The 15,045-nt window shown below is 74.8% G+C and carries 16 protein-coding genes; 11 read left to right on the top strand and 5 right to left on the bottom strand.

Annotation, left to right across the window (positions count from 1 at the left end; translation table 11 throughout):
* On the bottom strand, positions 1-414 hold the full coding sequence (locus DQ237_RS03065) for an STAS domain-containing protein (protein ID WP_240619361.1): 414 nt from the start codon (positions 412-414) through the stop codon (positions 1-3).
* A gap of 155 nt (positions 415-569) precedes the next feature.
* Between DQ237_RS03065 and DQ237_RS03070 the strand changes: the two genes are divergently transcribed.
* The 6 genes from DQ237_RS03070 to DQ237_RS03095 all read left to right on the top strand — a co-directional run bounded on the left by DQ237_RS03070 (position 570) and on the right by DQ237_RS03095 (position 4,902).
* The gene (locus tag DQ237_RS03070; RefSeq protein WP_113796924.1) at positions 570-1,055 is read left to right on the top strand and encodes an Hsp20/alpha crystallin family protein; all 486 of its coding nucleotides are present in this window, start codon (positions 570-572) and stop codon (positions 1,053-1,055) included.
* A gap of 92 nt (positions 1,056-1,147) precedes the next feature.
* Entirely contained in the window at positions 1,148-1,480 is a 333-nt protein-coding gene (locus tag DQ237_RS03075; RefSeq protein WP_113796926.1) for a MerR family transcriptional regulator, read from the top strand.
* A 107-nt stretch (positions 1,481-1,587) separates the two neighbouring features.
* Positions 1,588-1,857: a metal-sensitive transcriptional regulator gene (locus tag DQ237_RS03080; protein WP_205730066.1), complete on the top strand. Its 270-nt coding sequence runs from the start codon at positions 1,588-1,590 to the stop codon at positions 1,855-1,857.
* Between the two features lie 28 nt (positions 1,858-1,885).
* Entirely contained in the window at positions 1,886-2,098 is a 213-nt protein-coding gene (locus tag DQ237_RS03085) for a heavy-metal-associated domain-containing protein (protein ID WP_240619362.1), read from the top strand.
* 96 nt (positions 2,099-2,194) lie between these two features.
* Positions 2,195-4,450, top strand: a complete 2,256-nt coding sequence (locus tag DQ237_RS03090) for a cation-translocating P-type ATPase (RefSeq protein ID WP_113796930.1) — start codon at positions 2,195-2,197, stop codon at positions 4,448-4,450.
* Between the two features lie 86 nt (positions 4,451-4,536).
* Positions 4,537-4,902, top strand: coding sequence for a hypothetical protein (locus DQ237_RS03095; RefSeq protein ID WP_113796932.1), 366 nt, complete (start codon positions 4,537-4,539; stop codon positions 4,900-4,902).
* On the opposite strand, the gene DQ237_RS03100 is transcribed toward DQ237_RS03095, so the two are convergent.
* Together DQ237_RS03100 and DQ237_RS03105 are read right to left on the bottom strand one after the other, a co-directional pair.
* Positions 4,888-5,811 (bottom strand): M56 family metallopeptidase, encoded by a 924-nt coding sequence (locus DQ237_RS03100; protein WP_113796934.1) that lies wholly within the window; start codon positions 5,809-5,811, stop codon positions 4,888-4,890. The genes DQ237_RS03095 and DQ237_RS03100 overlap by 15 nt on opposite strands.
* 23 nt (positions 5,812-5,834) lie before the next feature.
* Positions 5,835-6,176 (bottom strand): BlaI/MecI/CopY family transcriptional regulator, encoded by a 342-nt coding sequence (locus tag DQ237_RS03105; RefSeq protein WP_113796936.1) that lies wholly within the window; start codon positions 6,174-6,176, stop codon positions 5,835-5,837.
* Positions 6,177-6,302: 126 nt separating this feature from the next.
* Here DQ237_RS03105 and DQ237_RS03110 point away from each other — a divergent pair, with 126 nt between their 5' ends.
* Genes DQ237_RS03110 through cydC form a run of 3 tightly spaced genes read left to right on the top strand, consistent with a single transcriptional unit; the run spans position 6,303 to position 12,224 of the window.
* A complete protein-coding gene (locus tag DQ237_RS03110; RefSeq protein WP_113796938.1) occupies positions 6,303-7,853 on the top strand; it encodes a cytochrome ubiquinol oxidase subunit I in 1,551 nt (516 codons plus the stop codon).
* Between the two features lie 16 nt (positions 7,854-7,869).
* Positions 7,870-8,889 (top strand): cytochrome d ubiquinol oxidase subunit II, encoded by a 1,020-nt coding sequence (cydB, locus tag DQ237_RS03115; protein ID WP_113796940.1) that lies wholly within the window; start codon positions 7,870-7,872, stop codon positions 8,887-8,889.
* Positions 8,886-12,224, top strand: coding sequence for a thiol reductant ABC exporter subunit CydC (cydC, locus tag DQ237_RS03120; RefSeq protein ID WP_113796942.1), 3,339 nt, complete (start codon positions 8,886-8,888; stop codon positions 12,222-12,224). Before cydB ends, cydC begins: the two co-directional genes overlap by 4 nt.
* 12 nt (positions 12,225-12,236) lie before the next feature.
* On the opposite strand, the gene DQ237_RS03125 is transcribed toward cydC, so the two are convergent.
* On the bottom strand, positions 12,237-12,866 hold the full coding sequence (locus tag DQ237_RS03125; protein ID WP_113796944.1) for a hypothetical protein: 630 nt from the start codon (positions 12,864-12,866) through the stop codon (positions 12,237-12,239).
* Positions 12,867-12,883: 17 nt separating this feature from the next.
* On the opposite strand from DQ237_RS03125, the gene DQ237_RS03130 reads away from it, so the two are divergent.
* Both DQ237_RS03130 and DQ237_RS03135 read left to right on the top strand, forming a co-directional pair.
* Positions 12,884-13,120 (top strand): hypothetical protein, encoded by a 237-nt coding sequence (locus tag DQ237_RS03130; protein WP_113796946.1) that lies wholly within the window; start codon positions 12,884-12,886, stop codon positions 13,118-13,120.
* A gap of 72 nt (positions 13,121-13,192) precedes the next feature.
* Positions 13,193-14,497: a PP2C family protein-serine/threonine phosphatase gene (locus DQ237_RS03135; RefSeq protein WP_205730043.1), complete on the top strand. Its 1,305-nt coding sequence runs from the start codon at positions 13,193-13,195 to the stop codon at positions 14,495-14,497.
* A gap of 9 nt (positions 14,498-14,506) precedes the next feature.
* Here DQ237_RS03135 and rraA read toward each other — a convergent pair whose 3' ends face one another.
* Entirely contained in the window at positions 14,507-14,992 is a 486-nt protein-coding gene (gene rraA, locus DQ237_RS03140; RefSeq protein ID WP_113796948.1) for a ribonuclease E activity regulator RraA, read from the bottom strand.
* Positions 14,993-15,045: the final 53 nt, after the last annotated feature.

The raw sequence follows: 15,045 nt of genomic DNA on the forward strand, positions 1-15,045 counted from the left end.
TCAGGAGGCGTCGGCCTCGACCACGGTGAAGCGGTGCCACAGCCCGGTCAGCTGCAGCGGGCGGGTGACCGGGGACGTCGGCTCGACCAGCACCATCTCGATGCTGCGGGGCGCGGCCATCTTCTGCAGCTGCACCAGGACGGCCAGGCCCGCGGAGTTCATGAAGCCGACGTCGCGCAGGTGCAGCTCGACCCGGTGCAGGCCGGACTCGGCCAGGAGCAGGTCGGTGAGGGTGCGCACCAGAGGACGGCGGGCAGCATCGGTCAGCTCGCCGCTGACCGTGAGCCGGGCGGTCTCCCCGTCCACGGCCGCGGTCACGGTGGGCTCGGGGGCGTCCCCGACGGGCGTGTTCGGCGGCGTGCCGCCGGTCGTCTCCTCCACGCTGTGCCACTGCCCCGCGACCGGCCGGTTCACGCACGGGCCAGGCGGTGGCTCGCGTCGACCACCGGGAACATATCGCCCAGACAGACGTTTACCTGGGTGCGCAACCGAGGTAATCTCCAGTCGCCACTAGAGGTTCTCACCTCGGGCAGCGAACACCGGATCCACCGTCTGAGGAGGTACCAGCCATGATGCTGACCGCTTACGACCCGTTCGCCGCCACGTCCGCCGCCTTCCGCGCGCTGGACCAGCTCACTGGCCGCAGCGGGTCCACCACCGCGCGCCCGCTGTCGGGCATGCCGATGGACGCCTACAAGGTCGGCGACAACTTCGTCGCCCACTTCGACCTCCCCGGCGTCGACCCGGGGTCGATCGACCTGTCGGTCGAGGGCACCACGCTGACGATCAGCGCCGAGCGCTCGGTGCCGCAGCTGGAGAACGCCGAGTGGGTCGCGGCCGAGCGTCCCTACGGCAGCTACACCCGTCAGCTGGTCCTGGGCCGCAGCCTGGACACCGACCGACTGGAGGCCAGCTACCACGACGGCGTGCTGACCGTGAGCATCCCGGTCGCCGAGAAGGCGCGGGCCCGCAAGATCACGGTGACCCGCGCGGACGCGCCGGCTGCCGTGGAGGCCCGCACGATCGAGGGCGAGCAGGCGGCGGTCGAGAGCTGACCGTCGACCGGATCGGCACCGCAGGGGCCGGGCCCGTACGGGTCCGGCCCCTGCTCTTCCACGAACAGGGCACCGACGACGGGAGCACGGCGATGGACGACGACGACCCGGGCGCCGACGCGCTGCGCCGGCTGGACGACCCGGACTACCCCTCGCTGACGATGAGCCAGGCCGCGGAGCTCCTCGGTGTCCAGGCGGCGTTCCTGCGCAGCCTGGACAGCTCCGGCGTCCTCTCCCCGCACCGGTCCCGCGGCGGCCACCGCCGCTACTCGCGACAGCAGCTGACCCTCGCCGCACGGGTCCGCGTGCTCCTCGACGACGGGCACCCGCTCGCCTCCGCCGAGGTGATCGTGGGCCTGCAGGACGAGCTCGCCGCGGCACGGGCCGACCTGGACCGTCACGAGGGTGGACGTAGAGAACCCTAGGGGGGTATGGTTCGATGCGACGCCGTGGCCCTGCGGCGCCGTCGGGAGGGGACCACGTGGAGACGACCGAGAGCGGCTGCGCCGACCACGATCACGCGCACGGCTACATCCACCGCAAGGACGACTACCTCAAGCGGCTGCGCCGCATCGAGGGCCAGGCCCGCGGCCTTCAGCGGATGGTCGAGGACGAGAAGTACTGCATCGACATCCTCACCCAGGTGTCGGCCATGACGAAGGCGCTCCAGGCGGTGTCCCTCGGTCTGCTCGAGGAGCACCTCGGCCACTGCGTCGTCGACGCCGCCAAGGCCGGCGGCCGCGAGGCCGAGGAGAAGGTGCGCGAGGCCACCGAGGCCATCGCCCGTCTCGTCCGCTCCTGACCGCTCCCCCACCCCGAGAGGAACCACCGTGAGCAGCACCGCCAGCTACGCCGTGACCGGGATGACGTGCGGCCACTGCGTCACCGCCGTGACCGAGGAGGTCTCCCAGGTACCGGGGGTGACCGCCGTCGACGTCGACCTGGCGACCGGCGGCCTGACCGTCACCAGCGAGCAGCCGGTCGACGAGGGCGCCGTGCGCGCCGCCGTCGAGGAGGCCGGGTACGAGGTGAGCGGCCGCTGAGGCCGGAGCCGTGACCAGCTCGAGCACCGAGGTCGCGTCCCGCGTCGCTCCGCCCTCGTCGGCGATCACCGTCGAGGGTCACGAGGAGCACCGGTCATGACCACCACCGACGTCGAGCTGATCATCGGCGGGATGACCTGCGCCTCGTGCGCGGCCCGGGTCGAGAAGAAGCTCAACAAGCTCGACGGCGTCACCGCCACGGTCAACTACGCGACCGAGAAGGCGAGGGTGAGCGTCGCGGGCGACGTCACCACCGACGACCTGATCGCCACCGTCGAGAAGACCGGCTACACGGCCACCGTTCCTCGGCCCCGTCCGGAGGCCCACCCCGAGCCGGCGAGGGGTGAGGAGGACCAGGTCCTCCGCCTGCGCAGCCGGCTGCTGGTCTCCGCCGCGCTCAGCGTCCCGGTGGTCGCCATGGCGATGGTCCCCGCGCTGCAGTTCCAGTACTGGCAGTGGCTCTCGCTGACCCTGGCGGCGCCGGTCGTCGTCTGGGGCGGTGCACCCTTCCACCGCGCCGCCTGGACCAACCTCCGGCACGGCGCCGCGACCATGGACACCCTGGTCTCCCTCGGCACCCTCGCCGCGTTCGGCTGGTCGCTGTACGCCCTCTTCTGGGGCACCGCCGGCGAACCGGGGATGACCCACGCCTTCGAGCTCGCCGTCGCCCGGTCCGACGGTGCCGGGAACATCTACCTCGAGGCGGCCGCCGGGGTCACCACCTTCCTGCTGGCCGGCCGCTACGCCGAGGCCCGCGCCAAGCGGCGCTCCGGTGCCGCCCTGCGCGCACTGCTGGAGCTCGGCGCCAAGGACGTGTCCGTGCTGCGCGGCGGGGTCGAGGCCCGCGTCCCGGTGGAGCAGCTCGCCGTGGGCGACCTCTTCGTCGTCCGACCCGGGGAGAAGGTCGCCGCCGACGGCGAGGTCACCGAGGGCACCTCGGCCGTGGACGCCTCGATGCTCACCGGCGAGTCGGTCCCGGTGGAGGTCCGGCCGGGCGACGCCGTCACCGGGGGGACCGTCAACGCCGGCGGCCGGCTGGTCGTCCGGGCCACCCGGATCGGGTCGGACACCCAGCTGGCGCAGATGGCCCGGCTGGTCGAGGACGCGCAGAACGGCAAGGCCGACGTCCAGCGACTGGCCGACCGCGTGTCCGCCGTCTTCGTCCCGGTGGTGCTGGCCCTCGCCGCAGCCACGCTCGGGTTCTGGGTCGGCGCCGGGGCCGGCCTGCCGGCCGCGTTCACCGCCGCGGTCGCGGTGCTGATCATCGCCTGCCCCTGCGCCCTCGGGCTGGCCACGCCGACCGCACTGATGGTCGGCACCGGCCGGGGCGCACAGCTGGGCATCCTCATCAAGGGCCCCGAGGTGCTGGAGAGCACCCGCCGGGTCGACACCGTCGTGCTGGACAAGACCGGCACGGTCACCACCGGGCACATGACCCTGCTCGACGTCGTCCCGGCCGAGGGCGAGGACGCCGGCCGGCTGCTCCGGCTGGCCGGCGCCCTGGAGGCGGCGTCGGAGCACCCGATCGCGCGGGCGGTGGCGGACGCCGCCGCCGAGCGCGGCCGGTTGCCCGCGGTCGAGGGGTTCACCAACGTCGAGGGCCTGGGCGTGCACGGCGTCGTGGAGGGTTCCCCGGTCGTGGTCGGCCGCCCGCGCCTGCTGGCCGACCGGTCGCTGCCCCTGCCCGAGCCGCTGGGCCGGGCCGTCGACGAGGCGGAGCAGGCCGGGCGGACCGTGATCGCCGTCGGCTGGGACGGCGCCGCACGCGGCGTGCTCGTCGTCGCCGACGCGGTCGAGGAGACCTCACCTGCCGCCGTCCGACAGCTGCGCGCGCTGGGGCTCACCCCCGTCCTGCTCACCGGCGACAACGCCCGCGCCGCGAAGGCGGTCGCCGCCCAGGTGGGCATCGACGAGGTGGTCGCCGAGGTGCTGCCGCAGGGCAAGGTGGACGTCGTCCGCCGGCTGCAGAGCGAGGGCCGCGTCGTCGCCATGGTCGGCGACGGCGTCAACGATGCCCCTGCGCTCGCCCAGGCCGACCTCGGCCTGGCGATGGGCACCGGCACCGACGTCGCCATCCAGGCGAGCGACCTGACCCTGGTGCGCGGCGACCTGCGCGCGGCCGCCGATGCGATCCGCCTCTCCCGCCGGACGCTCGCGGTCATCAAGGGCAACCTGTTCTGGGCCTTCGCGTACAACGTCGCGGCGATCCCGCTGGCCGTCGCCGGTCTGCTCGACCCGATGATCGCCGGAGCGGCGATGGCCTTCAGCTCGGTGTTCGTGGTGACCAACAGCCTGCGGCTGCGCGGCTTCGCACCGCTCGCGGAGAACCGGGACGCCGCTCCCGGCCGCTGACCGCACCCCCTCCTGATGCTGCGCCTCTGCGTGCGACTGCACTCAGAGGCGGAGCATGCTGGAGACAGCGGCCGAGGAGGAACCGGATGGACGACGACGACGCGCGGCGGGACCTGACCCGTGCGCTGGCGAGCGCGGGTGTCCTGGCCGGTGCCGCACTCCTGACGATGCCCGGCCCCGTCGCCGCCGCGGTGGCACCCCGGTTCCCGCGGGAACGTCTCTGGCTCGCCCGGGTGCTCGGGGTCCGCCTGGTCGCGCAGCACGGGATGACCCTCGTCGCGCCCGAGGCGTCGGTGGTCCGCGTCGCCGCCGCCGTCGACGCGCTGCACGCCGCCAGCATGCTGCCCGTGCTGGCGCTGCCCCGGTACCGGCGGGCGGCACTGCTCACCGGAGGACTCGCCGCCGCTTACGCGCTGCTCGCGCCGGTGGTGGCTCCGTCAGAGGGCCGGTAGCAGCAGCAGCGCTGTCGGCAGGAGCAGCAGCAGGACCGCGGCGACCAGTGCCGACCAGCGAGCCGCCGGCGGCAGCGGGTCGGCGGGCTCCAGCAGCCGCACCACCCGCGCCCGCACCCCGGCACCGGAGACGGCGAGGGCCCCCGAGGGCACTCCCCCGGAGCCACCGGCCGCCGCGACGATCGCCTCGGCCAGCGTGCGCCGCGGCGTCGCTCCGGGCAGCGATCCCAGCGCGACGTCGTCGGCGCGCATCTCGACCAGCTCGCGGACCGAGCAGTGCGCACGCTCGGCCGCGGGCAGCACCGGCAGCGCCGACTTCCAGGCCACGAACGGCAGCAGGAGCAGGTGGTGGTGCTCGGCGAGGTGCGCCCGCTCGTGCGCCACCACCGCGGCCAGCTGCTCCTCGTCGAGCTCGGCCACCATCCCGGACGACAACACCAGCAGCGGCCTGGCTCCCGGGATGCAGAAGGCGACCGGCGCGGGGTGGTCGAGCAGGCGCGCGTCGGCGTGCGGCCCGGGCTCGACGACCAGTTCCAGCAGCTCGCGATGCCGGCGGCGCGTCCGGCCGACCCGGACCCAGGAGAGCAGCAGGACACCGACCAGCTCGACGGCCAGCACCGCCGCCAGGGTCATCGTGACCCAGTGGTCCCCGCGGACCGGGTCGGCGGCCGGCATGCCACGCACCCACGACCACCAGGCCTCCGGCAGCGAATGCCCCCAGGGGGCGAGCCCGTGCACCAGCAGGGCCCCGATCATCGACAGGCCCCCTGCGAGGCCGACCGCCTGCCAGCAGACGAGCGCGACCAGCGGGTCGCGTACCGGCCAGTGCGCCCGCGCGAGCGCCGCCGGCACCGGCCACGCCAGCAGCGCGGCCAGGACGGCGAGGGCGACCGCGGTGGCGGGCAGCATCGGGGGCGGGTCGGGTGGCCGGCTCAGCGACCGAGCAGCTCGCGCAGCAGCCGGGCCTCGTCCTCGTTCACGCTGCCGACGAACCGGGCCAGCACGGCCTGCCGGTCGGCGGCCTGACCGAGGACCTCGTGCATCAGGTCGGCGGCGTGGTCCTCACGGCTGGCGCGGGCTGAGAAGCCTCGCGGGCGGGAGTCGTCGTGCCGCACGAAGCCCTTCTGCTCCAGCCGGGTCAGCACCGTGTGCACGGTCGTCAGGGCGACCCCGCGGTCGGCCAGCTCGTCCCGCAGCCGGGTCGCGGCCACCGGCCCGTCGGCGGCCCACAGCCGCTCCATGACGGCCCGCTCCAGCTCCCCCAGCGACGCCACGGGTCCTCCTGTTCCACGGATCACACGACACTCTTCTACGGCCTGTAGAACTCTATCTTCTACGCGGCGTAGAAAGAACGTGTCGATCGTACGACGGTCGCCCTCGACACGAGAAGGAGCCGGCCCGTGGACGTGCTGGACATCGCCCGGTGGCAGTTCGGGATCACCACCGTGTACCACTTCCTGATGGTGCCCCTGACCCTCGGGCTGGGGGTGCTCGTGGCCGTCATGCACACGATGTGGGTGCGCACCGACAAGCCCGAGTGGCTGCGGATGACCCGGTTCTGGGGCCGCGTCTACCTGATCAACTTCGTGCTCGGCGTGGCCACCGGCCTGGTCCAGGAGTTCCAGTTCGGCCTCGCCTGGAGCGAGTACTCCCGCTTCGTCGGTGACGTGTTCGGCTCGCTGCTGGCGCTGGAGGCGCTGCTCGCGTTCTTCCTCGAGTCCACGTTCCTGGGTCTGTGGATCTTCGGCTGGGGCCGCATCCCGAAGAAGGTCCACCTCGCCACCCTGTGGGCGGCGGTCATCGGCTCGGTGGTGAGCGCGTACTTCATCATCGCCGCGAACTCCTGGATGCAGCACCCGGTCGGCGTCGTCACCGACGACGCGACCGGCCGGCCGCTGCAGGTCGACTTCTTCGCCGTCCTGACCAACAACACCGCGCTCGCCGCCTTCAGCCACACGATCGTGGGCGCGCTCATGGTCGCCGGGGCCCTGCTGGTGGGCATCGGTCTCTGGCACCTGCGCAAGCGGAAGCTCGCCGACCAGCCGACGACCGACGTCGATCACCGCGTGTGGCGCCGCTCGGTCCGGCTGGGCGGATGGGTGTCGCTGGCCGCGTTCCTGCTGGTGGCCGTCACCGGTGACGTCCAGGCCAAGCTGATGTACGAGCAGCAGCCGCTGAAGATGAGCTCGGCCGAGGCGCTCTGCGAGACCGAGGCGCCGGCGTCCTTCTCGGTCTTCGCCTTCGGCAAGTTCGGGTCCAACGAGTGCGACGACGTGCACTCGATCACCGTGCCCTACCTGCTCTCCTACCTCGCCAACGGCGACTTCAGCAGCGCGGTGCCCGGCGTCAACGAGCTGCAGGAGCGCTACGCCGAGGTCTACGGCGCGACCTACCCCGACGACCCCTCGTTCGGCGACAAGGCCGGCGAGCCCGTCGACTACACGCCGCTGCTCGCCGTCACCTACTGGAACTTCCGGCTGATGATCGGCATGGGAGCGGTCTCGGCCGCCGTCGCCGCCTACGCCCTCTGGTCCACCCGCAAGGGCCGCATCCCCACCTCGCGGATCGGCGTCTACGGCTCGCTGCTCGCGGTGGGAGCCCCCTTCGTCGCGAACGCCTCGGGCTGGATCTTCACGGAGATGGGCCGCCAGCCCTTCGTCGTCTACCCCAACCCCGACGTGCCGGTGGCCGACCAGGTGTACTTCTTCACCGCCCAGGCGGTCTCGCCCGGCGTCACCGCCGCCGAGGTCTGGACCTCGCTCATCGGGCTGACCGTGGTCTACGGCGCACTGGCCGTGGTCGAGCTGTGGCTGATCGGCCGCTTCGTCCGCCGGGGCGTGACCAGCGGCGACGGCGCACCGGTGCCCGGCTCTCCGCCCGAGGGTGGTCCGGACGACGACCTCCCCGCCGGCCGCGACCAGGCCGACGACGTCCTCTCCTTCGCGTACTGAGACCGGAGCTCTCGCCATGGATCTGCAGACCCTGTGGTTCGCCGCCGTCGCCGTCCTCTGGATCGGCTTCCTCCTGCTGGAGGGCTTCGACTTCGGTGTCGCCGCCCTCATCCCCGTGCTCGGCCGGCGCACCGCCGACCGGCACCTGATGCTGCGCAGCATCGGCCCGCTGTGGGACGGCAACGAGGTGTGGCTGATCACCGCCGCCGGCGCGGTGTTCGCCGCCTTCCCCGGCTGGTACGCCAGCTGGCTGCCCGCCCTCTACCTGCCCTTCGTGCTCGTGCTCTTCGGCCTGATCATCCGGGCCGTCGCCTTCGAGTGGCGGCACTCGCACCACACCGAGCAGTGGGACGCGACGTGGACGCGGGTGATCGTGGCCGGTTCGCTCATCGCCTCCATGGGCGTCGGTGCCGCGCTCGGGGCCACCACGCTCGGCCTGCCGATCGACGGCGACGGCAACCGGGTCGGTGGGGCGTTCTCCGGGCTCGGCTGGCCGGCGCTGCTCGGCGCGGTCGCGGTGCTCGCCTTCTCGCTCGTGCACGGCGCGCTGTTCCTCTCCCTGAAGGTCGACGGCGACGTGCGCGAGCGGGCACGGGCCTTCGCCGTCCGCTGGTCGCCGGTGGCCGCGCTGCCCCTGCTGCTGTGGGCCGGCGTCACCCATCTGCGGTACGGCACGCCGGTGACCGCGGTGCTCTGGCTGGTCGCGGCGCTCTCGGTGGTCGTGGCGTGGGCGCGGATCCGGGTGGGCCGCGAGGGTCAGGCGTTCGCCGCCTGGGGCGCGATGCTGGTCGCCGCCGCCGCGACGATCTTCGGCGCCGCCTACCCCGTGGTCGTCCCCTCGACGGTCGACCCGGCCTTCGACCTGACCATCGCCGACGCGTCGGTCAGCGACTACACGTTGACGGTCATGACCTGGGCCGCCGGAGTGGGTCTGCCGGTCGTGCTGGGATACCAGGCATGGACGTACTGGGTCTTCCGGAAGCGGCTGACCGCCGAGCCCGTCCACGAGGAGCGCGCCGAGGCCGCGCACGCATGACCGGTCCGACGGCGGCCGGTCGCGGTCCGCTGGGTGCGCTGGCGGGGGTTCCCGGCCTGACCGGCGCGCTCGTGCGGGCCGCGGCCGCCGCGCTCGTCCAGACCGCCGGCCTGGTGCTCCTGGCCGGCGGTCTGGCGCACGCGGTCGCGCGTGCGGCGGGCACCGCCGCGGGACCGCTCTCCGTGCCTCTCGCGCTGGCCGCCGCGGGCGCGGTCCTGCGGGCCGTCGCGGGGACCGTCGGCGAGTCCCTGGCCGCACGGGACGCGCGGCGTGCGGAGGACCGGCTGCGTCGCGACCTGCTCGAGCGGCTGGCCGCCTCCCCCGCCGCGGTGACCGCGGCCGGCGGACCCGGCCCGGCCGCGGTGCTCGCCACCACCCGGCTGCACGACCTCGGCCCCGCGCTGGCCACCTACCTCCCGGCGCTCGCGCAGACGATCGTCGTCCCGCCGGTGCTGCTGCTCGTCCTCGCTGCCACCGACCTGCTGTCGGCCGTCCTGGTCGCGGTGACGCTGCCGCTGGTACCGGTCTTCATGGTGCTGGTCGGCAGGCACACGCAGTCGGCGACGGCGGACTCGGCACGAGCCCTGGACCGGATCGCCGGGCACGTCGCCGAGCTGGTCCGCGGCCTCCCCGTGCTCGTGGGCCTCGGCCGGGCCGCCGAGCAGACCGCCGCGCTCGCATCGCTCGGCGAGGCGCACCGGACGCGCACGCTGGCCACCCTCCGGGTCGCCTTCCTCTCCGCGCTGGTGCTCGAGCTGATCGCCACCCTGTCGGTGGCACTGGTGGCGGTCACCGTCGGCATCCGGCTGGTCGAGGGGCACCTGGCGCTCTCCCTCGGGCTGACCGCGCTGCTGCTGGCGCCCGAGGCGTTCGCCCCGCTGCGCGCGCTGGGATCGGCCCACCACGCCTCGGAGGATGCCGCCCTCGCGGCCGCCAAGGCCCGCGCCGTGCTCGCCGCACCGGTAGCCACCCCGCCCGCGGCCGCCGTCCCGGACGACCCGCGGGGTGCCGACGTCGCCGTCACCGGCCTGACCGTCGTCCATCCGGGCCGCGCCACTGCCGCGCTGCCGCCCACCGACCTCGCCGTCCGCCCGGGCGAGCTGCTCGTGCTGCGCGGACCCAGCGGGTCGGGCAAGTCGACGCTGCTGGCCGCCCTCGCCGGCCTGACCGGTCCGACGGCCGTCGTGGGCGGACGCGTCTCCGGGGTGGGACCGCTCGCCGTCGTCCCGCAGTTCCCGCGCACCACCGGGGCCACCGTCGCCGACGAGCTGCGCCGCCACGCCGCCTCGGAGCCGGGTCTCGACGAGATCGCCGGCGAGGCGTTCGTGATCGAGGCGCTGGCCCGGGTCGGCGTCGAGGACCTCGCCGGGCGGGCACCGGAGTCCCTCTCCCCCGGGGAGCTGCAGCGGGTGGCCCTCGCGCGAGCGCTGGTCCGCGTCCGCCGGGGCGCCCGGCTCCTGTTGCTCGACGAGCCCACCGCCCACCTCGACGAGGACGCCCGCGACCGCGTGGTCGCCGTCCTCGCCGGCCTGCGCGGCACGGTGACGACGGTGCTGGTCACGCACGACCCGGCGCTGGCCGTGCTCGCCGACCGGACCGTGGACCTCCCCCCGGCGCCGTCCGTCGAGGCGCCGTCCGCCGGCCTGCAGCCGCCGGCTCCGTCGTCCCTCCTCGCGATGAACGCGCCCACCGCCGACGGTCCTGCCGCGGGAGCGCCTCCCCGCGGTGCGATGGTCCGGGCCGTCGCGGCCGGCGCCCTCTCCTCCGGGGCGGGAGTCGCGCTCACCGCCGTCTCGGGCTGGCTGATCGTGCGCGCCGCCGAGATGCCCCCCGTGCTCACGCTGATGGTCGCGATCGTCGGCGTGCGCTTCTTCGGCCTCGGCCGGGCGCTGCTGCGCTGGCTCGAGCGGATGACCTCCCACGACGCGGCGCTGCGCCAGGCCGCGGACCTGCGCGTGCGCGTGTGGCGGGCGCTGGCCGCCCAGGGGCTGGCCGCCGACCGCACCCCCGGCTCCGCGCTGGCCCGGGTGGTCGGCGACGTCGGGAGGGTGCAGGACCTCACGGTCCGGGTCCGTCCTCCCATCGCCGTCGCCGGCGTGGTCACCGGGCTCGCCGTCGCGGGCCTGGCGGTGGTCGACCTCGGCGCCGGCGCCGTCGTCGCGGCCGTGCTCGCCGCGACCGTGGCCCTGGTGGTGCTCGCCCACCGCCGCGTCGACGCCGGTGCCGCCCGCGCCGAGAGCACGCTGCGGGTGACCGCGCTGCGCGACACGACCACGGTCCTCGACGGGCTGGCCGACCTCCGCGCCCACGGGCTCGCGGCCCACGCCGCGGCCGATCTCGACACCCTGGCCGACCGCCAGGCAGCCGCCGCCCGGACCGGCACCCGCGCCGCGGCGCTCGGGACCGGGGTGGTCGTGCTGGGCACGGGACTCGCCGCCGTGTCGGGCACCGCGGTCGCCGCGGCCGGCGGGCTGGCCGGGCCCGCGCTGGCCGTCCTCGCCCTCACCCCCCTGGCCCTGGCCGAGCCACTGGCCGGGCTGGTCAGCGGGCTGCAGCGGCGCGGTGCCCTCGCCGACGCGCGGCAGCGGCTGGACGCCGTCATCGACGCGCCCGTCGCCGCCGACCCGGCCGAGCCGCTGCCCGCGCCGGCCACCGTCGGCTCGCTGAGCACCGAGCGGCTGGTGGCCGGCTGGCCGGGCGGCCCGGACGTGCTGCAGCGGGTCGACGCCGCGCTGACCGCCGGCGACGGCTGGCTGGTGCTCCGGGGACCCTCGGGCACCGGGAAGTCGACCTTCCTGGCGGTGCTCATGGCCGCCCTGCGCCCGCGGGCCGGCCGCTACACCCTCGACGACCGGCCGGCCGACCGGCTGCGGGGCGACGACGTCCGTGCCCGCATGGCGTGGCTGCCGCAGGAGGCGCACGTCTTCGCCTCGACCATCCGCGCCAACCTCGCGCTGGCCGCGCCCCGGGGATCGCTGTCCGGCACCGACGGCGAGGCGCGGATGCGCGAGGCGCTCGCCGCCGCCGGGCTCGACGGTCTGCTGACCGCCCTTCCCGACGGGCTGGACACCCCGGTCGGCGCCGGCGGCACCGCGCTCTCCGGTGGCGAGCGACGCCGGCTGGCCGCCGCGCGAGCGCTGCTCGCCGACCGCGACGTCGTCCTGCTCGACGAGCCGACGGCCCACCTCGACGGCCCCACCGCCGCGGCGCTGGTGCGCGACCTCCGCACGGCGCTCGCCGGCCGGCTGGTCGTCTGCGTGACCCACGACGACGACGTGGAGCGCCCGGGCGACACGGTGGTGCACCTCGGCCGGGCCGCGGCCCGCGTCGGCTGACCACCCGCGCGGTCAGGCCGCGGGGACCTCCACCGGGATCTCCGGCCCCAGCTGCGCACCGAGCTGCAGGTCGAGCTCGTCGCCGGACCAGAAGCTGCCGGGGTCGTACCAGTTGCCCGGGCGGTCGGCGGTCAGCAGGCCCATCGCGGTGTAGGTCGCCGCGACCAGCTCGGCGCAGTAGACCGCCTCGGTGCTCGTCCCCCGGCGGAGCCGGCCGTTGATCCAGCCGCGGGCCAACCGCGGGGTGGTGGGGAACGGCCGGCCGTCCATCCGGGCGATGGTGCGCAGGACGGCGTCCTCCATGGCCGGGGTGACGCCGCCGTCGTCGGACGGGCCGACCAGCTGCCGCAGCCACGCCCGCTGCCCGTACTTCCGCCGCCAGGTGAGGACGGCGTCGCACAGGTCGTGCAGCTGCACCCCGCGCTGGTGCTTCCCGGTCCAGGCGTCGGGCAGCGAGCGACCGAGCTCGGCGTGCCACAGCAGGGGCGGCAGGTCCTCGAGGACGACGGCCATGCCGACGTGGTTCACCGGCGCGTTGGTCAGCGTCTGGATGGCACGGTCGGCCACCGAGGCGCCGCGGAAGATCCAGACGTCGCCGGTGCGGGTGAGGTCGACCGCCTCGTCCAGGGTCAGGGTCGGCACGGCGCTACCGTACGGATGTGCGCCCCTGGAAGCTGCTCGGCCTGGCCGGTCTCGCCGGAGTCGCCGCGACCGGCGCCGTCCTGGTGCGCAACGAGCGGCAGCGCCGGGCGTACTCCGCCGACGACGTCCGCGCCCGGCTGCACCAGCGGCACGCCGCCCTGGCCGCAGCCCCCGGACCGGCCACGCCGGCTCCCCCGGCCCAGCTCGTCGCCGGCCGCACCCACCGCCTGGCCCGGCTGCTCCGCCGGGCATAGCGCGCCACCTGCCCCGGTGCCGCGGGACGCACACCACGTTTCGCCCCGTGCCGCGTCGTGCATCCACCCCAGGTGCCCGACGAGACCCAGGACACCGAGCGCGCCGAGGAGCAGGGGCCCACGATCGGCTTCCGCGACCGGGACGACTCGGCGCTGCGCGAGGAGAGCCTCGGCGAGCGCGTGCTCGGCTCACTGCTGGATCGCGCGCACCTGATCCCGCCCCGGCTGGTCGGCCCCCTGGTGGCCCAGGAACTGGCCGGGCTGGGCTGCCGCGACGTGGCCATCCACCTGCAGGACTACGACCAGCGCACCCTCCAGCCCCTGCGCGGCCGGGGCCTGCAGGCAGAGGTGCTGCCCATCGACGGCAGCGACACCGGACGGGCGTTCGCCACCGAGCAACCGGTCGAGACGGAGACCGCCGACGGCGTGCGACTGCACCTGCCGATGCTCGACGGCTCCGACCGGGTCGGCGTCCTGTCGTTCACCCTGGAAGAGGTCAACGAGCACGACCGGCGCCTCGCCCAGCGGCTGGCCGGGCTCGTCGCCGACCTGGTCGTGACCAAGAGCGAGTACACGGACACGTTCGCCCAGACCCGTACGACGCGACCGATGAGCCTCGCCGCCGAGCTGCAGTGGCAGACGCTCCCCCCGCTCTCGATGAAGACGCCCGAGCTCGACCTCGCCGGCATCCTCGAGCCCGCGTACGAGGTCGGGGGCGACTGCTTCGACTACGCCTACGGCGACCACACCCTCCACCTCGCGGTGTTCGACGCCATGGGGCACGGGCTGGAGGCCGCGACCATGTCGACGGTGGTCATCGCCGCCTATCGCCACGGCCGCCGCGCCGGCGCCGACCTGGCCCGGCTGTGCTCGGACATGGACCGCGTCGTCGCCGGGTCCTACCCCGGGAAGTTCGCCACCGCTCACCTCGGGGAGCTCGACACGCGCAGCGGCGTCCTGACCTATGTCAACGCCGGCCACCCTGCCGCGCTCCTCGTGCGCGACTGCCGGGTGGTCGACGAGCTCCCGGGACCGACCACCCGCCCGCTCGGGCTCATCGAGGGCGAGCCGCAGGTGGAGAAGGTGCAACTGGAGCCCGGCGACCGGGTGCTGTTCTTCACCGACGGCGTGGTGGAGGAACGCCTCGACGGCGGCGAGCAGTTCGGCGAGCACCGGCTGCGCGAGCTGATCGAGCAGAGTACCGCCGAGGGGCTGCGGGCGCCGGAGACGATCCGCCGCCTCTCCCACGCGCTCATGGACGCCCGGCAGGGACGCACCAGCGACGACGCCTCGCTGCTCCTGGTCGAGTGGAAGCAGCCGCCGCACGACGACGAGCTCTCGCCGGACATCCCCGAGGCACGCCCGACGAACGACTGAGCGCGGGGCTCAGGGCGCCGTCGGCTCGGTCGGGAGCACGACGATCCCGTCCCGGTCGGCGCAGAGCCACTCCCCCTCGCGGAACACCACTCCGGCGAAGACGACCGGGATGCCGGCCTGACCGGAGTGCAGCCCGCGCCTGCTCTTCCGCGGCATGGCCGCCAGTGCGCGCACCCCGAGAGGCTGCTCGGCCAGCTCGTCGGCGTCCCGGATGCAGCCGTTCACCACGATCCCGGCCCAGCCGTTGGTGGCGGCGGAGACGGCGAGGTTCCCGCCGACCAGCCCGCACCGCAGCGATCCACCGCCGTCGACCACGAGCACCCGCCCCTCCCCGGGGCTCTCGACCGCCGCCTTGACCAGGGTGTTGTCCTCGAACACCTTGACCGTGGCGATGCGCCCGCTGAAGCCCGGCGAGCCCCCGAAGATCTGGAAGACCGGGTCGCAGACCTGCGCCTCCGGGTGGGCGTCGGAGACGTCGGTCGTGGCGATGGTCATGGGTGGCTCGCTTCCCTCGGTGCGGCGGCGCTCGTCCTCGAAGTGCCGTTATA

The organism is Blastococcus sp. TF02-8 (genome assembly GCF_003319175.1).
Classification (GTDB): domain Bacteria; phylum Actinomycetota; class Actinomycetes; order Mycobacteriales; family Geodermatophilaceae; genus Blastococcus.